General features: G+C 64.9%; 23 protein-coding genes. 10 read left to right on the forward strand and 13 right to left on the reverse strand.

Translation table 11 applies throughout. From position 1 onward, the window contains the following. Window positions 1–29 precede the first annotated feature (29 nt). Entirely contained in the window at window positions 30–950 is a 921-nt protein-coding gene (gene prmB / locus L1F06_RS09595) for a 50S ribosomal protein L3 N(5)-glutamine methyltransferase (protein WP_096826665.1), read from the forward strand. 53 nt (window positions 951–1,003) lie between these two features. Here the strand turns inward: prmB and L1F06_RS09600 are convergent, their stop codons facing one another. Next, on the reverse strand, window positions 1,004–1,810 hold the full coding sequence (locus tag L1F06_RS09600) for a hypothetical protein (RefSeq protein ID WP_129483376.1): 807 nt from the start codon (window positions 1,808–1,810) through the stop codon (window positions 1,004–1,006). Window positions 1,811–1,846: 36 nt separating this feature from the next. After that, window positions 1,847–2,839 (reverse strand): alpha/beta hydrolase, encoded by a 993-nt coding sequence (locus L1F06_RS09605; protein WP_129483377.1) that lies wholly within the window; start codon window positions 2,837–2,839, stop codon window positions 1,847–1,849. Window positions 2,840–2,962: 123 nt separating this feature from the next. Between L1F06_RS09605 and aroC the strand changes: the two genes are divergently transcribed. The 5 genes from aroC to L1F06_RS09630 all read left to right on the forward strand — a co-directional run bounded on the left by aroC (window position 2,963) and on the right by L1F06_RS09630 (window position 6,661). Next, window positions 2,963–4,054, forward strand: coding sequence for a chorismate synthase (gene aroC / locus L1F06_RS09610; RefSeq protein ID WP_129483378.1), 1,092 nt, complete (start codon window positions 2,963–2,965; stop codon window positions 4,052–4,054). A gap of 85 nt (window positions 4,055–4,139) precedes the next feature. Further along, entirely contained in the window at window positions 4,140–5,312 is a 1,173-nt protein-coding gene (locus tag L1F06_RS09615) for an MFS transporter (protein WP_129483379.1), read from the forward strand. After that, window positions 5,309–5,845, forward strand: coding sequence for an acireductone dioxygenase (locus L1F06_RS09620; RefSeq protein WP_012018356.1), 537 nt, complete (start codon window positions 5,309–5,311; stop codon window positions 5,843–5,845). Before L1F06_RS09615 ends, L1F06_RS09620 begins: the two co-directional genes overlap by 4 nt. Window positions 5,846–5,912: 67 nt before the next feature. Beyond that, on the forward strand, window positions 5,913–6,104 hold the full coding sequence (locus tag L1F06_RS09625) for a PLDc N-terminal domain-containing protein (protein WP_129483380.1): 192 nt from the start codon (window positions 5,913–5,915) through the stop codon (window positions 6,102–6,104). Next, entirely contained in the window at window positions 6,065–6,661 is a 597-nt protein-coding gene (locus L1F06_RS09630) for a histidine phosphatase family protein (RefSeq protein ID WP_129483381.1), read from the forward strand. Before L1F06_RS09625 ends, L1F06_RS09630 begins: the two co-directional genes overlap by 40 nt. A 130-nt stretch (window positions 6,662–6,791) precedes the next feature. Here the strand turns inward: L1F06_RS09630 and L1F06_RS09635 are convergent, their stop codons facing one another. From L1F06_RS09635 to L1F06_RS09650, 4 genes are all read right to left on the reverse strand, one after another. Beyond that, a complete protein-coding gene (locus L1F06_RS09635; protein ID WP_003243825.1) occupies window positions 6,792–7,244 on the reverse strand; it encodes a MarR family winged helix-turn-helix transcriptional regulator in 453 nt (150 codons plus the stop codon). 96 nt (window positions 7,245–7,340) lie between these two features. Continuing rightward, window positions 7,341–7,655, reverse strand: a complete 315-nt coding sequence (locus L1F06_RS09640) for an I78 family peptidase inhibitor (RefSeq protein WP_252576779.1) — start codon at window positions 7,653–7,655, stop codon at window positions 7,341–7,343. Between the two features lie 32 nt (window positions 7,656–7,687). Beyond that, the gene (locus L1F06_RS09645; RefSeq protein ID WP_012018875.1) at window positions 7,688–8,338 is read right to left on the reverse strand and encodes a YceH family protein; all 651 of its coding nucleotides are present in this window, start codon (window positions 8,336–8,338) and stop codon (window positions 7,688–7,690) included. Between the two features lie 48 nt (window positions 8,339–8,386). Then, entirely contained in the window at window positions 8,387–8,953 is a 567-nt protein-coding gene (locus L1F06_RS09650; RefSeq protein WP_012018874.1) for a TetR/AcrR family transcriptional regulator, read from the reverse strand. Between the two features lie 90 nt (window positions 8,954–9,043). On the opposite strand from L1F06_RS09650, the gene L1F06_RS09655 reads away from it, so the two are divergent. The 3 genes from L1F06_RS09655 to L1F06_RS09665 are packed head-to-tail and all read left to right on the forward strand — an operon-like array spanning window position 9,044 to window position 10,674. Next, a complete protein-coding gene (locus tag L1F06_RS09655) occupies window positions 9,044–9,775 on the forward strand; it encodes an SDR family oxidoreductase (protein WP_129483383.1) in 732 nt (243 codons plus the stop codon). A 43-nt stretch (window positions 9,776–9,818) separates the two neighbouring features. Then, entirely contained in the window at window positions 9,819–10,412 is a 594-nt protein-coding gene (locus L1F06_RS09660; RefSeq protein WP_129483384.1) for a 2-hydroxychromene-2-carboxylate isomerase, read from the forward strand. A 46-nt stretch (window positions 10,413–10,458) separates the two neighbouring features. Next, window positions 10,459–10,674, forward strand: coding sequence for a DUF3820 family protein (locus L1F06_RS09665; protein WP_003243834.1), 216 nt, complete (start codon window positions 10,459–10,461; stop codon window positions 10,672–10,674). A gap of 138 nt (window positions 10,675–10,812) precedes the next feature. Here the strand turns inward: L1F06_RS09665 and L1F06_RS09670 are convergent, their stop codons facing one another. The 3 genes from L1F06_RS09670 to L1F06_RS09680 form a co-directional block, all read right to left on the reverse strand. Beyond that, window positions 10,813–11,061, reverse strand: a complete 249-nt coding sequence (locus L1F06_RS09670; protein ID WP_003243836.1) for a hypothetical protein — start codon at window positions 11,059–11,061, stop codon at window positions 10,813–10,815. Between the two features lie 199 nt (window positions 11,062–11,260). Next, window positions 11,261–12,148 (reverse strand): SDR family NAD(P)-dependent oxidoreductase, encoded by an 888-nt coding sequence (locus L1F06_RS09675; protein WP_129483385.1) that lies wholly within the window; start codon window positions 12,146–12,148, stop codon window positions 11,261–11,263. After that, a complete protein-coding gene (locus L1F06_RS09680; protein WP_129483386.1) occupies window positions 12,145–13,698 on the reverse strand; it encodes a flavin-containing monooxygenase in 1,554 nt (517 codons plus the stop codon). Before L1F06_RS09680 ends, L1F06_RS09675 begins: the two co-directional genes overlap by 4 nt. A 116-nt stretch (window positions 13,699–13,814) precedes the next feature. Between L1F06_RS09680 and L1F06_RS09685 the strand changes: the two genes are divergently transcribed. Then, window positions 13,815–14,522, forward strand: a complete 708-nt coding sequence (locus tag L1F06_RS09685; protein ID WP_129483387.1) for a TetR family transcriptional regulator — start codon at window positions 13,815–13,817, stop codon at window positions 14,520–14,522. Window positions 14,523–14,633: 111 nt separating this feature from the next. On the opposite strand, the gene L1F06_RS09690 is transcribed toward L1F06_RS09685, so the two are convergent. The 4 genes from L1F06_RS09690 to fnr form a co-directional block, all read right to left on the reverse strand. Next, a complete protein-coding gene (locus L1F06_RS09690; protein ID WP_129483388.1) occupies window positions 14,634–15,470 on the reverse strand; it encodes a metal-dependent hydrolase in 837 nt (278 codons plus the stop codon). Window positions 15,471–15,694: 224 nt separating this feature from the next. Beyond that, window positions 15,695–16,513 carry an ion transporter gene (locus L1F06_RS09695; RefSeq protein ID WP_003243844.1) on the reverse strand — a complete coding sequence of 273 codons (819 nt, stop codon included), beginning with the start codon at window positions 16,511–16,513 and terminating at the stop codon, window positions 15,695–15,697. A gap of 93 nt (window positions 16,514–16,606) precedes the next feature. Continuing rightward, window positions 16,607–17,155 (reverse strand): adenine phosphoribosyltransferase, encoded by a 549-nt coding sequence (locus tag L1F06_RS09700; RefSeq protein WP_012018866.1) that lies wholly within the window; start codon window positions 17,153–17,155, stop codon window positions 16,607–16,609. 44 nt (window positions 17,156–17,199) lie between these two features. After that, window positions 17,200–17,934 carry a fumarate/nitrate reduction transcriptional regulator Fnr gene (gene fnr, locus L1F06_RS09705; protein WP_003243847.1) on the reverse strand — a complete coding sequence of 245 codons (735 nt, stop codon included), beginning with the start codon at window positions 17,932–17,934 and terminating at the stop codon, window positions 17,200–17,202. Window positions 17,935–17,973: the final 39 nt, after the last annotated feature.

Consider the following 17,973-nt stretch of genomic DNA (forward strand, 5'->3'; position numbering starts at 1 on the left):
TTCCGCGTTTTTCACCCCGGAGACCGCCCGTGACTGCTCCCGCTACCCGTTTACGTACTCTGCGCGACTACATCCGTTGGGCCGTCAGCCGCTTTCAGGCCGAGCAGCTGTTCTTCGGCCACGGTACCGACAACGCCTGGGACGAGGCTCGCCAACTGGTGCTTGGCGCACTGCATCTTCCCTGGGAAATATCCGATGCCTACCTCGATTGCCGCCTGGAAGACGACGAGCACCTGCATCTGCAGGGCCTGCTCAAGCGCCGCATCGAAGAGCGCGTGCCCACCGCCTACCTGCTGGGTGAAGCCTGGTTCTGCGGCCTGCCGTTCAGGGTCGATGAGCGCGTGCTGGTCCCGCGTTCGCCGATCGCCGAGCTGATCGAGCGTCATTTCGCCCCCTGGCTGCCGCAAGAGCCGGCCCGGGTGCTGGACCTGTGCACCGGCTCCGGCTGCATCGGCATCGCCTGCGCCTACGAGTTTCCCGAGGCGGAGGTGGTGCTGGCCGATCTGTCGTTCGAGGCGCTGGAAGTGGCCAACCAGAACATCGAGCGCCATGGCCTGGAAGAGCGCGTCTACTGCGTGCAGGGCGATGGCTTCGCCGGCCTGCCTGGGCAGCGCTTCGACCTGATCGTGTCCAATCCGCCCTACGTGGATGCCGAGGACTTCGCCGACATGCCGGCCGAGTACCAGCACGAACCGGCCATGGGCCTGGCCTGCGGCGACGACGGCCTGGATCTGGTACGGCGCATGCTGGCCGAGGCGGCCGATCACCTGACCGAGCGCGGTCTGCTGATCGTCGAGGTGGGCAACAGCCAGGTGCATGTCGAGGCGCTGTATCCGGAAGTGGATTTCACCTGGCTGGAGTTCGAGCGCGGCGGCCACGGCGTGTTTCTGCTGGCGGCCAAGCAGTGCCGCGAGCATCAGGCGCTGTTCCGTTCGCGTATCTCGGCGTGACGCGATGCGCACGGCGCACCCTACCCTAAGGTGCGCCGTGCGCAGCAATCATCTCAGCGCGTGGCGATCCAGATCAGTAGCCCGGCCTGGAACAGGGAAAAAGCCACCAGGCAGGTGATGGTGAAGCGCAGGCCACTGTCCTCGCGCTTGAGGCGTTCGAGTTTTTCCTCCAGCTTGCGCAGCTTGACCTCCTGTTCCTGCAGGCGTTGATCGGCCTGCTGCAGCATGGCCGCGGCGTCCAGCAGTTCGATGATCTGCACCTTCTCCGTTTGCCAATCGCCATGCAGCGAGCTGACCCGCGCAGCACTGTAGAAAGGCTTGAGCTGCAATGGGTCGCTGTACTCGATGGTAAAACCCTGCGCCTTCAGCGCGTGGTCGCGGCGCGCGCGGGCGGCCTCGTTGAAGTTGTCCTTGGTGGGCAGGGCGCCGCCTTCGACCTGATAGTGAGCGTAGCGCTGGCGCGCCCAGGCGATGCCCTGGGCGAGCAGGAAACGACCCAGACCGCGGTTGGCGGGCTCGACGCTGAGACCCTTGTCCGGACCGAAACGCACTTCCTTGCGTTGGTGGTCGGCCCATACCTCGAGCAGGTTCTGCTCGCGATGCGTGCGCTGCCCGGGCACTTGCAGACTCAGGCGCAGCAGGCTGAGGTCCTTGGCGTGACGCTCCACCCGGCCGAGCTGGATGAAGCGCAGCGGGCGCGGCCCGGTTTCCCGATCCACCGGCAATGCGGCCAGGCGCAACAGGCTGAACTGCTCAGGCGCCAGGTCGGCCCAGGGATGAGCGATGGCCGGCGTTTCGCCAGGCTGCTGAGCATCGGCCTGGGCGAGGGTTTCGGTGGAGGGGGCGGGTTGTTCGCTCATGGCTGTCCTGGGCGCTGATACGACTGTCATGGCAGGTTATCGACCATTTTGCTCCGTACTGGAGCGAATGAAACGGACGATGTGTTCACCGAGCGCACGCGCCAACGGTAGCTGAGGATCGTTGTAGGAGGCCAGCTGTTCCTGCCAGGGTAGGGGGGTGATGCGCATGACGTGGTTCATGCCGGGGATCAGCGCCAGTTCGGCATCCGGTTTGGCCTGCTTGAGAATCTCGGCGTTGTCCACCCCGACCTGGGCGTCGTGACCGCCCTGCACAATCAGCGCCGGAATCTCCAGTGCGGCAAAGGCTTCGGCCGGGTTCTGCCGCAGCAGGCTGATCAGGTAGGGCTGCACGCTGGGACGAAACAGCACCTGCAGGGGTTCGGGCACATCGGCCTGCTCCTGCCCGCGGATCAGGCTGGCGAGGATGCGCCGGCTCTGCGCCAGTTGCGCAGGCGGCAGGCGCATGGCCAGTTGTGCGTCGAGCACTTGGCCGATGGGGTAGGCGGGACCGGCGATCGATACCAGGGCATCGGCGCCGCTGCGGGCGGCGGCCAGGCTTGCAATGAGCGCACCTTCGCTGTGGCCGACGAGGATCAGCCGGTCGAAGCGCGGGTCGCGTTTGAGCAGCTGTCCCCAGCCTTCGGCATCGGTCACGTAGCGCTCGACGCTGAGGTTGCGCTCATCCGGTGTGGCTTTGCTGCTGGCGGCCACGCCGCGCTTGTCGTAACGCAGGCTGGCGATGCCATTGCGCGCCAACACCTGGGCCAGCTTCTTCAGCGCATCGTTGTGGCCGCCCGCGGGGTTGTTGCCGTCGCGGTCGGTGGGGCCGGAGCCGGCGATCAGCAGCGCCACCGGCACCGGCGCGTCGCTTTGCGGCACCAGCAGACTGCCGTACAGGGTGCCCTGGTCGGTGTCGAGGCTGAGGGGGAGTTGCCGGATAGTGCTGGCCTGGGCCAGGCCGGTGATCAGGGTGAGGGACAAGAGCAGTGCTTGCAGCATGATGGGGGTAGGGTAGTGGCAGACTGGCATTGGACGCTAGCCGAGCACCAAGGTTCGGGGTGAACTGGAAGATCGCCACGGGTATACTCGCCCACCTCGTTAAACGGCCTGCGCAGCGGCAGGTCGGGGCTGAATTTCGCGGAGCGTCGTCCCATGTCCGGCAATACCTACGGCAAGCTGTTCACCGTCACCACCGCTGGCGAAAGCCATGGCCCGGCCCTGGTCGCCATCGTCGACGGTTGCCCACCGGGCCTGGAATTGTCGCTGGAGGACATGCAGCGCGATCTCGACCGACGCAAGCCGGGCACCAGCCGCCACACCACGCAGCGCCAGGAAGACGACGTGGTGGAGATTCTTTCCGGCGTGTTCGAGGGCAAGACCACCGGTTGCGCCATCGGTTTGCTGATCCGCAACACCGACCAGAAGTCCAAGGACTACTCGGCGATCAAGGATCTGTTCCGTCCGGCCCACGCCGACTACACCTACCACCACAAGTACGGCATCCGCGACTACCGTGGCGGCGGCCGCAGTTCGGCGCGCGAGACCGCCATGCGCGTGGCCGCCGGCGCCATCGCCAAGAAGTACCTGGCCACGCAAGGGATCCAAGTGCGCGGCTATATGAGCCAGCTCGGCCCGATCGAGATTCCGTTCAAGACCTGGGACAGCGTCGAGCAGAACGCCTTCTTCAGCCCCGATCCGGACAAGGTGCCTGCGCTTGAGACCTACATGGATCAGTTGCGCCGCGACCAGGATTCGGTCGGCGCGAAGATCACCGTGGTAGCCGAAGGGGTGATGCCGGGGCTTGGCGAGCCGATCTTCGACCGTCTGGACGCCGAGCTGGCCCATGCGCTGATGAGCATCAACGCGGTCAAGGGCGTGGAGATCGGCGCAGGTTTCGCCAGCGTCAGTCAACGCGGCACCGAGCACCGCGACGAGCTGACGCCCGAAGGCTTCCTGACCAACAACGCCGGCGGCATTCTCGGCGGTATTTCCAGCGGTCAGCCCATCGTTGCCCACCTGGCGCTCAAGCCCACCTCCAGCATCACCACGCCGGGGCGCTCGATCGACATCGACGGCAACCCGGTAGAGGTCATTACCAAGGGGCGCCACGATCCCTGTGTAGGCATCCGCGCCACGCCGATCGCCGAGGCGATGATGGCCATCGTGCTGATGGATCATCTGCTGCGTCATCGCGCGCAGAACGCCGAGGTGCGTGTGGCGACGCCGGTGCTGCCGCAGCTGTGAGCGCGGTAGGTTGGGTGGCGCGCAGCGATACCCAACAACCGCTGCCCCGGCTATCGCTGCGCTCGACCCAGGCTAAGACCGGGCCATGATTCACGCGTTGCCCTACTGGCGCCTGTCCGGCTTCTACTTCTTCTACTTCGCCCTGCTCGGCGCCACGGCGCCGTTCCTGGCGCTGTACTTCGATCACCTGGGTTTCTCGCCGGCGCGCATCGGCGAGCTGGTGGCCATTCCCATGCTGATGCGCTGCCTGGCACCGAACCTGTGGGGCTGGCTCGGCGATCACACCGGTCAGCGCCTGCTGATCGTGCGCCTCGGCGCGCTGTGCACGCTGGTGTGCTTCGCCGGCATCTTCATCAGCCACAGTTATGCCTGGCTGGCTTTGATCATGGCGGCGCACGCGTTCTTCTGGCACGCGGTGCTGCCGCAGTTCGAGGTCATCACCCTGGCGCATCTGCGCGAGCAGGCCGCGCGCTACAGCCAGATTCGCCTGTGGGGCAGCATCGGTTTCATCGTCGCGGTGGTCGGCCTGGGCCGCCTGTTCGAATGGCTGAGCCTGGATGCCTACCCCTGGGCGCTGATACTGATCATGGCCGGCATCGTCGCCGGCAGCTTCTGGGTGCCCAACGCCCAGCCGCTGCTGCGCCCCGGCAGCGCCGAACAGGGCGGTTTCCTGCGTCAGCTGGGCCGCCCCGGCATTCTCGCCTTCTATGCCAGCGTCGGGCTGATGCAACTGAGCAACGGGCCCTATTACACCTTTCTCACCCTGCATCTGGAGGCGCTCGGCTACAGCCGCGGGGTGATCGGCATGCTCTGGGCGCTGGGGGTGGTGGCGGAGATCCTGCTGTTTCTGATCATGGCGCGGCTGCTGGAGCGCTATTCGCTGCGCGCGGTGCTGCTGGCCAGCTTCCTGATCACCGCCGTGCGCTGGCTGCTGCTGGGCAACCTGGCCGACCAGCTGGCGATCCTGCTGCTGGCTCAGTGCATGCACGCCGCCACCTTCGGCGCCTTCCATGCCGCCAGCATCCATTTCATCCAGCGCAGCTTTGCCGACCGTCAGCAGGGCCAGGGCCAGGCGCTGTACGCCACCCTGGCCGGTATCGGCGGTGCCCTCGGCGCGCTGTATGCGGGCTACAGCTGGAGCAGCCTCGGCCCGGCCTGGACCTTTGCCCTAGCCAGTCTGGCAGCGCTGGCTGCAGCGGTTATCATTGCCCTTCGTCTGCCGCCTGAGCGGCCCCTGACTTCAGCGAGTACCTCATGACCAGCCTCAGCGTTCATCTGCACAGCTCCCCGAATCTGCCGAACAAGGTGCTGACCCATGCCGAGGACATCGCCAGCACGCTGGCCGCGGTCGGTATCGCTTACCGCCAGCTGGAGCTGCCGGCAGCCTTGCGACCGGGCTGCGAGCAGGCCGAGTTCGAGGCGGCCTACGGCCTCTGGCTGCAGCGGCTGATGGAGGAGGGGTATCCGCATCACGAGCTGTTCAACCTGCAGCGCAACCACCCGCAGAAGCTGGAGATGCGTGCGCGGCATCTGGACGAGCAGATGCAACCGACCGCCAGTGCCTGGCTGTTTCTCGGCGGTTTCGCCCAGCTCAGCCTGCATCTGGATGGCTACGTGTATGTGTTGCAGGGCGAGCGTGGCGATCTGCTGGAGTTGCCCGCGGGCACCCGCCACTGGTTCGACCTGGGCGAGGAACCGCACCTGCTGGCGCTGCGTCTGAGCGCCAGTGACGAGGCGCCTCAACCCACGGGCGATGACATCGCCAGCCGTTTTGCCCGTCTGGGCGAGTGAGGCAGGGGGAACCCTGGCAAAGCGATGACGATCCTACGCATACCACCCCTTACGCAGGAGCATCCTCATGGGTTCCACCCTCAACGGGCTGATCGGCCTGGTCATTCTGGCTCTGGACATCTGGGCCATCATCAACGTGGTGAAAAGCAACGCCGAAATCGGCATCAAGATTCTCTGGATTCTGCTGATCGTGCTGCTGCCGGTGCTGGGCCTGATCATTTGGGCGCTGATGGGGCCGCGCGGCAACGTCCGAGTCTGATCCTGTGCCTGCTGGCGCTGCTGCTGGCCCCGCTCTGGGCCCTGGCGGCAGAGCAGGAGGAGCAGGCTTGGCAGGCGTTGCGCGAGGGACGCGCGCTGCTCATCCTGCGTCATACCACGGCGCCGGGCACTGGCGATCCCGCCCATTTCCAGCTGGGCAACTGCAGCACGCAGCGCAATCTCAGCCAGCAGGGGCGTGAAGAGGCAAGGCGCTGGGGCGCGCTGTTGCGCAGCCAGGGCATCGGGCGGCCACGCCTGTTCAGCAGTCGCTGGTGCCGGGCGCTGGATACCGCGCGGGAGATGGGTCTGGGCACGGTACAACCGCTGCCGGCACTGGATTCCTTCTTCGCGCTACCCGGCAATGGCAGCGAGCAGACGTCGCAACTGATCCGCACCATCAACCTTATGCCGCCCGGAGAACCACTGGTGCTGGTGTCTCATCAGGTCAATATCACGGCCCTGACGCGCATCTTTCCGGCTTCCGGCGAAGGCTTGATCCTGGCTTTGCCGCTGCGCGCGGCGCCGCAGGTGCTGGCGCGTATCGCGCCGCCTCGATAGTGGTCGTGCATCAGCAGATCGGTCGCGCTGCTGCATTTGGCGCAAGTTGAACGAGCCAATGGAGCGCAGTCACCCTCTTTAGAGCCCAACTAGGGCTCGTCATAAGTAGCGATGGCTCCGTTGCCTACAGTCAGAGAGCGTCTTGCAGGTGCTTACGCAGCGTGATCAGGTCATCGCGCAGTTCACCGAGTTGCTCCATGCTCTGGCCGGTGGCCTTGAGGATGCAGGCCGGGATGGCCTTGGCCTGTTCGTGAAGGGCGCGGCCCTTGTCGGTCAGATGCAGTTGAACGACCCGTTCGTCCTGGCTGCTGCGCTGGCGCTGCAACAGACCTTCGCTTTCCAGGCGCTTGAGCAGGGGGGTGAGCGAGCCTGGGTCGGTCAGCATGCGCGCGCTGATTTCGCTGACGGTGATCCCTTCGTTCTCCCACAGCACCAGCATGGCCAGATACTGCGGATAGGTCAGCCCCAGCGCTTGCAGCAGCGGCTTGTAGGTCTTGGTCATCAGCAGCGAGGTGGAATAGAGGGCGAAGCACAGCTGGTTGTCCAGCATCAGCTCGGCACAGGGCTGTACTTGAGTGGTCATGACGGTTGCCTTTGCGGTTGCGATGGGCATAAAGCTAGCGCGCTAATGATCATCGCGCCAGAGGATGGTGCGGGCAGTGCCCGCACCGAAGCCCGATCAGCCGCAGGAAACGCGGGTGATCACGCGCTGATCGTCGACGTTGAGGTTCAGGCGCTGGCCATTGTATTCCAGGGTCACCACGCTGCCTGGGGTCAGCACGCGGGCGGTGCTGGCACCGGCCTGCTGACGGGCCTGTTCAAGCAGCTCGGGCGTGGCCACTTTGCCTTGCAGATGCTCCACGGCCGCGGATGTGCAGCCCTGGCTGGGATCGGCGGGCTTCGCCGCCGGTTCGGATTTCTCGGCTGTGCTGCTGCAGCCGGCGGCCAGCAGGGCGGTGGCGAGAATCAGGCTGAAACGAGTCTTGAGGTTCAACGCTATGGGCTCCTTGTCCATGATCTTTTGCATTATTGCGCGCCTTCGAGGCGGGCCAGGCGTTCTTCCAGGGCAGCGATACGCGCCTCCAGTTCGACCAGACGATCTTCGCTAGGTGCCGAGGCGTCGCCACGGCTGGCTGGACGGCTGAGCAGCAGACTTTCCAGATCGGCGGGCTCGCCCAGCAGGTGCATGTAGCGATCCTCGCGCTGCCCGCTCTGGCGCGGCAGCAACACGGCCAACCCACGAGCGATGAGGCGTTCCAGCTGATGCTGGACCTCGTCCACATCGTCGAAGTCGTGCATGCGGTTGCTGCGCGTGAGCAGTTCGTTGAGGGTCTGCGGGCCGCGCAGCATCAACAGGCCCAGTAGCACCGTCTGCGGCTTGACCAGTTCCAGCTGCTTGTCGCAGCGCTGTTCCCAGCGGTCGGCGCGGCTGCCCATGACCAGGTGCACCAGCTTGCGCCCCTCGAGGCTGCGCAGGTAACGGCCGACCTCACCGGTTTCCAGCTGCATCAGCGGTTCGCGGCTGGTCTTCTGGTTGCAGGCCAGTTGCACGGCATTGAGGGTCAGCGGGTAGGTTTCCGGCGTGGTCAGCTGCTTCTCGATCAGGCAGCCGAGGATACGTACCTCGACGGCATGCAGCGGCGTTTCACCAACCAGCGGGGAGGGGGCGAGAGACATGGATCGATCCTGGCAGAAAGAACCTGCCTAGGGTAACGGCATCCGCGCTCAGCCGACAGGCTTCAATGTGTGTTCGAGCATGTCCAGGCTGGCCGCCAGTACCTGCTGGCGAGATTCCTGACTGGCCATCATGCGCGCCAGCAGCAGGCTGCCCAGGCATTGCGCGAGAACGGTCCAGGCCAGTTGTGCATCGCCGATGATCTCGGCCCAGGTTTCCTGCAGCTGCAGGATCTGTTGCTCGGTGCGCTGCCGCACGCTTTCGTCGGCGCGGGCGATTTCCGCACCCAGGGTAGGCAATACACAGCCTTTGTCGGGCTGCTCGACATGCGCCAGGCTGAGATAGGCCGCCAGGCAGCGTTGCAGCCTGTCGCGTCCGGCTTCGCCCGGCGCGCCGCCGAGCCGCGCCAGGCTGTTGCGCAGTTCGCGCTCGACCAGCTCGGCGAACAGGGCGTCCTTGCTCGGAAAATGGCTGTAGAAGGCTGCGCCGGTCAGGCCGATGGTCTTCATCAGGGCATCCACACCGGTCACGGCAAAACCTTGCTGCTTGGCAATGGCGCCGCTGCTGGCCAGCAGGCGCTCGCGGGTTTCGGCCTTGTGTTCGGCGGAATAACGCATGAATGGCTCCGTGAAGAGGGTGGCTTGACCTGCTCGGAAGCGTAGCATAACGTTCGTTAAGCTAACGATCGTTAGTTAATGGAGAAAGCCATGAGCGAGAACAAGAAGGTCGCCTTGATCATCGGCGCCGGCGACGCCACCGGTGGCGCCATTGCCCGACGTTTTGCCCGCGAAGGCTATGTGGCCTGCGTTACCCGCCGCAGCCTGGACAAGCTGCAGCCGTTGCTGGAGGACATCCGCAGCGAAGGCGGCGAGGCCCATGGTTTTGCCTCCGATGCGCGGCGCGAGGAGCAGGTGGCCGAGCTGGTCGAAAGCATCGAGCGTGACATCGGCCCCATCGAGGTGATGGTGTTCAACATCGGCGCCAACGTGCCGTGCAGCATTCTCGAAGAAACCGCGCGCAAGTATTTCAAGATTTGGGAAATGGCCTGCTTCGCCGGCTTTCTCACCAGCCAGGCGGTGGCCAAGCGCATGGTCGCGCGCAGACGCGGCACCATCCTGTTCACCGGTGCCACGGCCGGGCTGCGTGGCGCCACCGGATTCGCCGCCTTTGCCGGCGCCAAGCACGGCATACGCGCGCTGGCGCAGAGCATGGCGCGCGAGCTGGGACCGCTGAATATCCATGTCGCCCATGTGGTGGTGGACGGCGCCATCGATACCGCCTTCATCCGCGACAGCTTTCCCGAGCTGTACGCCAGGAAGGATCAGGATGGCATTCTCGATCCCGAGCATATCGCCGACAGCTACTGGTTCCTGCACGCTCAGCCGCGCGACGCCTGGACCTTCGAGCTGGATCTGCGTCCATGGATCGAGCGCTGGTAACCTGCCCTGAACCCATAACCACAATAACGAGCGAGTGAAAGCCATGAGCAAGACGGTGGAGTTTTTCTTCGACCTGGGCAGTCCGGCCTCCTACCTGGCCCATACCCAGCTACCTGATCTGTGTCGCGACGCCGGGGCTGAATTGGTCTATCGGCCGATGCTGCTGGGCGCGGTGTTCCAGGCTACCGGCAACGCCTCGCCGGCGATGATTCCGGCCAAGGGGCGCTACATGCTGCGCGACCTGGCACGCTTCGCCGAGCGCTACGGCGTACCGATGCGCTTCAACCCGCATTTCCCCATCAATACCCTGACGCTGATGCGCCTGCTGGTGGCCGTTCAACTGCATCAGCCGGAGCGCTTCGACGATGCCTTGCAGGCGCTATTCCGGGCGATCTGGGTGGACGGTATTCACATGGGCGACCCGGCCAAGGTGGCCGAAGTGCTGACGGCGGCCGGCTTCGACGCCCAGGCGTTGCAGGCGCAGATCGCCGAACAGCAGGTCAAGGACGCGCTCAAGGCGAGCACCGAAGAGGCGGTCAAGCGCGGCGTATTCGGCGCACCGACCTGTTTCGTCGATGGCGAGATGTTCTTCGGCCAGGATCGCCTGGAGTTCGTACGCGAAGCACTGCGCGACTGATGTCTGGCACAATGGCGGGGTTCTTTTTCCGCCATTCGAGCCACCGATGAACCCCGAAGCGCTGAAACTCCTGGTGACCCGCCGCATGCCCTACGGCAAGTACAAGGACCGGCTGATCGCCGACCTGCCGGGCCATTACCTCAACTGGTTCGCCCGCACGGGCTTTCCCAAGGGCGAGCTGGGCCAGCTGCTCGCGCTGATGCAGGAGATCGACCACAACGGCCTCAAGCCGCTGCTCGATCCGTTGCGCGACCGTTCGTAGCCTGGATGAAAATCCGCGGGAGACTTCGAACTCTCCCGGATGCCCGTAGGGTGCGCCGTGTGCATCGCCCCTGCACATTGCAGAAGGAGCCACTGCAAGCCATCGGTGCGCGCGGCGCACCCTACGTCTGGGTTGGCCTCAATGCCAATTGCGGCCGTGATCCAGCTTCTGATCCACCAGCCATTTGCCATGGGCGATGGACGCGTGCTGGGCCTTGTGCAGATCATCCATGAAGGCGTAATCCACCGGCAGGGTCTGGCGTTTGCTGGTGTTGCCGTCGGGGTCGGTGATCTGGCATCCGCCGGCCCAGGGCGTGGGCAGGCCGGGATGTTCCATGACACTGGCGCGGATGACGTGATCGCGATGGGTGCAGGTAAGCGCGCTCATGAGGCCACCTCGTGGATCAAGGCGCCGCCCTCGGCGTCGACGCTACACCGAGGTTCCAGCCGGGAGCCGGTAGCGGCGCCGCGTGGATGAGTGGTGCGTCTGTTCCCCTACCTTAGTCCAGATGTCGCGGCCGCGAGCGTTGCCCGACAAACGCGCAGGGCCGGCAACGGCCGGCCCTGCGTCTGCTGCTGACGAGCCTCTACTCGGCAGCCTCACTCACCTTGTTGAGGTTTCTCGGCTTCGGCGCAAAGCGCGCCGCCAGGCGCATCGAGACGGTCACCAGGCGCTGATACAGCGCCGGCATGCTGCGCTGCATCCAGTCCAGGGCATGGGCATCGGCACCGATCAGAATGCGCCGTTTGTTGGCCAGCACTCCGTTTACGATGACCTTGGCCGCCTGTTCCGGCGTGGTGCGCAGCAACTGGTCGTTGAACTGCTGGCGCGCCTGCTCGGTTTCCTGGCCGGTGACCTTGGTCAGGCTGTCGTTCACCCGCGCCGTCTTGGCGATGTTGGTCTTGATGCCGCCCGGATGCACGCAGCTGGCGGAAACGCCGCAGTCGGCCATGTCCAGTTCCTGGCGCAGCGATTCGGTAAAGCCGCGTACGGCGAACTTGCTGGCGTTGTAGGCGCTCATGCCCGGCTGGGAGAACAGGCCGAACACGCTGGAGACGTTAATCACGTGTCCCTGGCCGGCCGCCTTGAGGTAGGGCAGGAAGGCCTTGGTGCCGTTCACCACGCCCCAGAAGTTGATGTTCATGATCCACTCGTAGTCGGCATGGTCGTTGCCCTCCACGGTGCCGCCCTGAGCCACGCCGGCATTGTTGAAGATGGCGTTGACCCGGGCGAACTCGCTGACTACCTGCTCCGCCCAGGCCTCGACCGCAGCGCGGTCGGCAACGTCGACGCGTTGTCCGCTGACGGTGACGCCGAGCTTGCGGGCCTGCTCGACGGTTTCCTGGAGGCCCTCGACATTGACGTCGGACAGCGCCAGGTGGCAGCCCTGGCGCGCCAGGTGGTAGGCGAGGGCGCGGCCGATACCGGAGCCGGCGCCAGTGATGGCGGCAACCTTGTTCTCGAAGGATTTCATGCGCTGACCTCCTGCGCGGCGAGGGTGATGGCATTGCTCTGCGCCGGATGCGCGGCGTGCTTGCGGCTGAAGTGGTAGGCATGCGGATCGAAGTTGCGCGTCAGCATGCGAAAGCGCCAGGTGAAGCCCGGCCACACCGTACAGTTGCGTCCGCTGACCGGGTGCAGATACCAGCTCATGCAGCCGCCGGCGTTCCATACGGTGCTGCCGAGGGTGCCCTGGATCTTGCGGTTGAAGGCGTCCTGCGCCTCGCGCTTGGGTTCCAGGCTCTGCAGTTGGCCCTCTTCGAGCTGCCTGAGGGCGCCGAGCACATAGGTGATCTGCGACTCGATCATGTAGACCATGGAGTTGTGGCCCAGGCCGGTGTTCGGCCCCATGAGGAAGAACAGGTTGGGGAAGCCCGCGGTCATGGTGCCCTTGTAGGCTTCCGGACCTTCGGGCCAGGTGTCGAGCAGATCGACGCCGCCACGGCCGAACACCGTGCCGCGCGGCAGCGGGTCGCTGGGGGTGAAGCCGGTGCCGAAGATGATGGCATCCACTTCGCGCTCCTGGCCGTCGGCGGTGCGCACGGCGCCCGGCAGGATTTCGGCGATACCGTCGGTGATCACCTCGACGTTGGCCTGGGTCAGCGCCGGGTAGTAGTCATTGGAGATCAGCACCCGCTTGCAGCCCATGGTGTAGTCCGGGGTGACCTTGGCGCGCAGCACCGGGTCCTTGATCTGCTTCTTGATGTACAGCTTGGCGATGCCCTGGGCCATGCGCAGCAGGCGCGGGGCGAAGGCGAAGGCGATCACCCGGCTTTCCAGGATGCCGTACAGGGCGCCGCGCCAGAGTTTCTGCACCAGCGGAAAGCGCTTGAAGCGCTGGCGTTCGCCATCGCCAATGGCGCGATCGGGCTTGGGCATGATCCACGGCGCGGTTCGCTGGTAGAGATCGAGCCGCGCCACCTGCTTCTGAATCTGCGGCACGAACTGGATGGCCGAGGCGCCGGTGCCGATCACCGCCACGCGTTTGCCGCTCAGGTCATAGTCGTGATTCCACTGCTGCGAGTGGAACACCTCGCCAGTGAAGGTCTCCAGGCCCTTGAGCTTGGGGATCGAGGGTGTCGACAGGGCGCCCATGCCGGAGACCACGAATTGCGCGCTGTACTGGTTGCCGGCACGGTCCTGCAGGTGCCACAACTCGGCGTGCTCGTCCCAGCGCATCTGTACCACTTCGGTGCCCAGCAGGGTCTTGTCCTGCAAGCGGTACTTCGCCCAGCAGCCTTCCAGGTAGGCCTTGATTTCCGGCTGCCTGGCGAACATCCGCGTCCAGTTCGGGTTGGGCTCGAAGGAAAAGGAGTACAGGTGCGATTGCACGTCGCAGCCGCAACCCGGGTAGTTGTTCACCCGCCAGGTGCCGCCGACGCCGGCTTCCTTTTCGAACAGCAGGAAGTCCTGCTCGCCCTGCTGCTTGAGGCGGATGGCCATGCCGAGGCCGGAGAAGCCGCTGCCGAGGATGGCGATCTTGCAATGGCGGGCAGCGGTAGGGGGTGACACGGGCGCATTCATGGCCGGACTCCTGCTTGTCGTTCTTGTTGGTGTCTACATCTGTATACCAAGGTAGACATGTGTATACTTTGCGGCAAGCCATAGAATCGACAAACCAACTTTAGGTAGGGGTAAGGATGCACAACGACGATGCGCAGGTACGCGACAGGGCCAGCGAAGCGCCTGGCAAGCGCCTGCTGATGGAAGCGGCGTTACGTCTCACCTCGACCAGCCGCAGCCTCAGCAGCCTGGGCCTGCGCGAGCTGGCGCGCGAGGCGGGGCTCAACCCCAACACCTTCTACCGTCACTTTCGCGATGTCGACGACTTGGGCCTGACCGTGATCGGCGAGATCACTCGGCTGCTGCGTCAACCGCTGCGCGATTTGCGCCGCGAGGCCGCGCAGCGCGCGGTCAAGGATGACTGGCCCCTGCTGCCCAAGCTGCTGGGTATCGATCTCGGGCGCGGGCGGCGGGTGTGTCACGAGACGGTGCAGCTGTTCTTCGACTTCGTCGCCGAGCATCCGGAGGCGTTCATCATCGGGGTGCGCGAGCTGCATGGCGCGTCGCCCGTGTTGCGCGAGGCCCTGCGCCAGGTGATGGACGACTTCGCCGATGACATGGCCGAGGACATCGTCGAATTCAAGCTGCTGCCGGATATCGTCAGCGCGGCGGCGGTGCGCCAGGTTTCGGGGCTGATCAGTCGCAGCCTGTTCGAGCAGTCGCTGGACTACATCGGCCAGCCGCAGCGGCGCGAGGCGATCTGTGCGCTGGCCGAGGAGCAGATCGTCATGCTGTTCACCGGCGCCAGCATGTTGCAGAGCATGGGGCAGCTGCGTCTGGGCTGACGCAGGATGCGCTGCGCATCCGCAGCGGCACGGCGAAGGCGGGTGCGTAGGGCGCCCCCGACCTGGGCTGCGGGCCATGAAAAAGGGCGGCCAAGGCCGCCCGAAGGGACATCAGCTGCTGAAGCCGAGGCGCTCGCGCCAGCGTTTCTCCAGCTTCTCGGTATCGTGATCCTTGGGGTGGAAGCCGGGGCGGTAGTAGTCCAGGTAGGGGCCGATCAGCTTGGTGAAGAAGCCGTTGCGCGGGCCGAACAGTTTCTTCAAACCGAAGCCCCAGCTGCGCCAGTTGAACAGCTGACCGTCCTTGCGCAGCAAGTGAATCTGGAACCAGCCAATCACGCCGAGGAACATCACGGTGGTCAGCAGCATCACCAGCGTACGGGTGAAGTAGCCGCCATAGACCTTCTGGTACACGTCGTAGCACACCGCCTTGTGCTCGTTCTCCTCGATGGCGTGCCACATCCACAGCTGGTACAGCTTCGGATCGTTCATCTGCGTGGTGAGGTCTTCGCGCTTGAGCAGTTGCTCGGCCATGGTCGCGGTGAAGTGCTCCAGCGCGCAGGTGGCGGCCAGGCGCTGTTTCTTGGTGCTGAAGCGGGTCGTCCACTCGAGCAGTACCTTGATGCGCAGCTCCAGGCGCTCCAGGTCGATATTGTGCTCGTTGGCATAGTCGTTATAGGCCGCATGCTCCTTGGAGTGCATGGCCTCCTGGCCGATAAAGGCGCTGATGTCCTTCTTCAGCTGCGGCTCGCTGACCTGGTCGCGCACCGCCCGCACGCTGTCGACGAAGAATTTTTCGCCATAGGGGAACAGCGACGACAGGTTGTTCATGAAGTGGCTCATGAAGGGATCGTCGAAGAACCAGTACTTCGGCGTTTCGGCGAAGCTGAAGTCCATGCGGCGAACCGGAAAGCTGGATTTCGGCTGGGGCAGGGTAGCGCTTGCATTCATCGTTCGAGTCCTCTTCTGGGGAGTCGGTGCTCCCGATTGTTGTGCGGCTCTGGTTGACAACATCGGGGTTGCAGGCGGTTAGCCTCAACGGACCAACTGTGTCATTGAACGATGTAACTATCGGACGTGGCGGCGGCGGGCGCCGCCAACTTAAGGCGGGTGTGTCGGGCAATCGCCCGAGGCGAAACGGCGGGCATGGCCCGCCATCTCGACAGAAGGCGGGGTCAGGGAGCGTTGCGCCGCAGCTCTGCCACTTCGCTGCGCAGCGCGCGCAGTTCGTCGAGGATCGCCTGCTCGCGGGCAGCTGCCGCCAGCTCCTCGGTGCTGGGCTCGTGGGTGCTCTGCATGGCGTTGACGATCACGGCGATGAACAGGTTGAGCATCATGAAGGTGGCGATGAGGATGTAGGGCACGAAGAACATCCAGGCCAGCGGGTGCTGCTCCATCACCGGGCGGACGATGCCCATCGACCAGCTTTCCAGGGTCATCACCTGGAACAGGGTGTAGAGGCTGGCGCCGATGCTGCCGAACCACTCGGGGAAGCTCTGGCCGAACAGCTGGGTGGCCATCACCGCGGCCACATAGAACACCAGCCCCATCAGCATGACGATGCTGCCCATGCCCGGCAGCGAGGCGAGCAGCGCCTGCACCACCTTGCGCATGCTCGGGTTGATCGACACCAGGCGCAGCACCCGCAGTACGCGCAGGGCGCGCAGTACGGCGAAGGGACCGCTGGCCGGTACCAGGGCGATGCCCACCACCAGGCAGTCGAACACCGCCCAGGGATCGCGCAGCAGACCGATGCCGCGCGCGGTGAAGCGCAGCGCCAGCTCGATGACGAAGCAGGCGAGGATCAGGCTGTCGAGGATCAGCAGCGGCCGGCCCCAGTCGGCCATGATCGATGGCGAGGTCTGCATGCCGAGAATGGCCGCGTTGACGACGATCAGCAGGGTGACCAGGCGCTGTACGGCGGTGCCGTCCATCAGCTGTCCCAGGCGCTGGCGCCAGTCGGAGGGGGATTGGTTCAATTCGAGTTCGTGCATGGCGGTATCGGTGGGAATCGAGTCGTTGGCCGGGGAAATCCGCTGCAGCGGCCCGTCGGGCCTGCGGGGCGCGGGGCCATCAGCGGCCTGTGTCTAGCGGTCGTCGAGGGCGAAGGCAGTCAGGGTGAAGGTGGGAATCGCCGCGTCCTGCAGCTTCTGCGAGCCACCCAGCTCCGGCAGGTCGATGATCGCGGCGGCCTCGAATACGCTGGCGCGCATGCGCCGTACCAGGTTGGCCGCGGCGATCAGGGTGCCGCCGGTAGCGATCAGGTCATCGAAGATCAGTACCGAGTCGCCCTCGCACAGGCTGTCGCTGTGCACTTCGAGAAAGGCTTCGCCGTATTCGGTCTGGTAGCTCTCGCTGAGAACATCCGCCGGCAGCTTGCCCTGCTTGCGGAAGAGGATCAGCGGCTTGTTCAGTTCGTAGGCGATGATCGAGCCGATCAGGAAACCGCGCGCGTCCATCGCGCCGATATGGCTGAACTCGGCCTCCACGTAACGCTGGATGAAACTGTCGGCGACCATGCGCAGCGCACGCGGTGATTGGAACAGCGGGGTGATGTCGCGGAAGACCACGCCCGGCTTGGGGAAGTCCGGTACCGGGCGGATCAGGGTCTTGATGCTGAATTCGTCGAAAATCATCGCGGGTTCCTGAAATGCGCTGAGCCCGCGGCTGGCGATCGGGCTCAGATCTCGAGGTTGCCGCCGGCCAGGGCACACAGCTCGATGGGGTCGAGAATGTGCACTTCCTTGCCTTCGGCTTCGAGCAGCTTGTTCTGTTGGAAGCGGGTAAATACGCGAGACACCGTCTCCACCGCAAGGCCCAAATAGTTACCAATTTCGTTGCGCGACATGGCCAGGCGGAACTGGTTGGCGGAGAAGCCGCGGGCGCGGAAGCGCGCGGACAGGTTAACCAGGAAGGTGGCGATGCGCTCGTCGGCGGTCTTCTTCGACAGCAACAGCATCATCTGCTGATCATCGCGGATCTCGCGGCTCATGATGCGCATCAGCTGGCGGCGCAGCTGCGGCAGCTGCAGGGCCAGGTCGTCGAGGCGCTCGAAGGGAATCTCGCAGACCGAGGTGGTTTCCAGGGCCTGGGCCGAGACCGGGTAGCGCTCGCCGTCGACCCCGGACAGGCCGACCAGCTCGCTGGGCAGGTGGAAGCCGGTGATCTGCTCCTCGCCGCCATCGCTCAGGCTGAAGGTCTTCAGCGCACCGGAACGCACGGCGAACACGGAACCGAAGGCATCGCCCTGGCGGAACAGGAACTCGCCCTTCTTCAGCGGGCGGCCGCGCTTGACGATTTCGTCCAGCGCGTCCATGTCCTCCATGTTCAGCGAAATGGGCAGGCATAGGGCAGACAGGCTGCAGTCCTTGCAATGGGCTTGATGCTGCGCACGCATTTTGATGCTCTCGGACATCGTTGGGCTTCCCGGTTAAACACGCAATGCTCGTAAGGT

Source organism: Pseudomonas hydrolytica (genome assembly GCF_021495345.1).
Classification (GTDB): Bacteria; Pseudomonadota; Gammaproteobacteria; order Pseudomonadales; family Pseudomonadaceae; genus Aquipseudomonas; species Aquipseudomonas hydrolytica.

Bases quoted from the DNA above. Each gene is read 5' to 3' on its own strand.
- L1F06_RS09600 (WP_129483376.1), bottom strand. From the start codon at position 1,810: ATGAGCGAACAACCCGCCCCCTCCACCGAAACCCTCGCCCAGGCCGAT.
- L1F06_RS09605 (WP_129483377.1), bottom strand. From the start codon at position 2,839: ATGCCAGTCTGCCACTACCCTACCCCCATCATGCTGCAAGCACTGCTC.
- aroC (WP_129483378.1), top strand. From the start codon at position 2,963: ATGTCCGGCAATACCTACGGCAAGCTGTTCACCGTCACCACCGCTGGC.
- L1F06_RS09615 (WP_129483379.1), top strand. From the start codon at position 4,140: ATGATTCACGCGTTGCCCTACTGGCGCCTGTCCGGCTTCTACTTCTTC.
- L1F06_RS09620 (WP_012018356.1), top strand. From the start codon at position 5,309: ATGACCAGCCTCAGCGTTCATCTGCACAGCTCCCCGAATCTGCCGAAC.
- L1F06_RS09625 (WP_129483380.1), top strand. From the start codon at position 5,913: ATGGGTTCCACCCTCAACGGGCTGATCGGCCTGGTCATTCTGGCTCTG.
- L1F06_RS09635 (WP_003243825.1), bottom strand. From the start codon at position 7,244: ATGACCACTCAAGTACAGCCCTGTGCCGAGCTGATGCTGGACAACCAG.
- L1F06_RS09645 (WP_012018875.1), bottom strand. From the start codon at position 8,338: ATGTCTCTCGCCCCCTCCCCGCTGGTTGGTGAAACGCCGCTGCATGCC.
- L1F06_RS09650 (WP_012018874.1), bottom strand. From the start codon at position 8,953: ATGCGTTATTCCGCCGAACACAAGGCCGAAACCCGCGAGCGCCTGCTG.
- L1F06_RS09655 (WP_129483383.1), top strand. From the start codon at position 9,044: ATGAGCGAGAACAAGAAGGTCGCCTTGATCATCGGCGCCGGCGACGCC.
- L1F06_RS09660 (WP_129483384.1), top strand. From the start codon at position 9,819: ATGAGCAAGACGGTGGAGTTTTTCTTCGACCTGGGCAGTCCGGCCTCC.
- L1F06_RS09665 (WP_003243834.1), top strand. From the start codon at position 10,459: ATGAACCCCGAAGCGCTGAAACTCCTGGTGACCCGCCGCATGCCCTAC.
- L1F06_RS09670 (WP_003243836.1), bottom strand. From the start codon at position 11,061: ATGAGCGCGCTTACCTGCACCCATCGCGATCACGTCATCCGCGCCAGT.
- L1F06_RS09675 (WP_129483385.1), bottom strand. From the start codon at position 12,148: ATGAAATCCTTCGAGAACAAGGTTGCCGCCATCACTGGCGCCGGCTCC.
- L1F06_RS09680 (WP_129483386.1), bottom strand. From the start codon at position 13,698: ATGAATGCGCCCGTGTCACCCCCTACCGCTGCCCGCCATTGCAAGATC.
- L1F06_RS09685 (WP_129483387.1), top strand. From the start codon at position 13,815: ATGCACAACGACGATGCGCAGGTACGCGACAGGGCCAGCGAAGCGCCT.
- L1F06_RS09690 (WP_129483388.1), bottom strand. From the start codon at position 15,470: ATGAATGCAAGCGCTACCCTGCCCCAGCCGAAATCCAGCTTTCCGGTT.
- L1F06_RS09695 (WP_003243844.1), bottom strand. From the start codon at position 16,513: ATGCACGAACTCGAATTGAACCAATCCCCCTCCGACTGGCGCCAGCGC.
- L1F06_RS09700 (WP_012018866.1), bottom strand. From the start codon at position 17,155: ATGATTTTCGACGAATTCAGCATCAAGACCCTGATCCGCCCGGTACCG.
- fnr (WP_003243847.1), bottom strand. From the start codon at position 17,934: ATGTCCGAGAGCATCAAAATGCGTGCGCAGCATCAAGCCCATTGCAAG.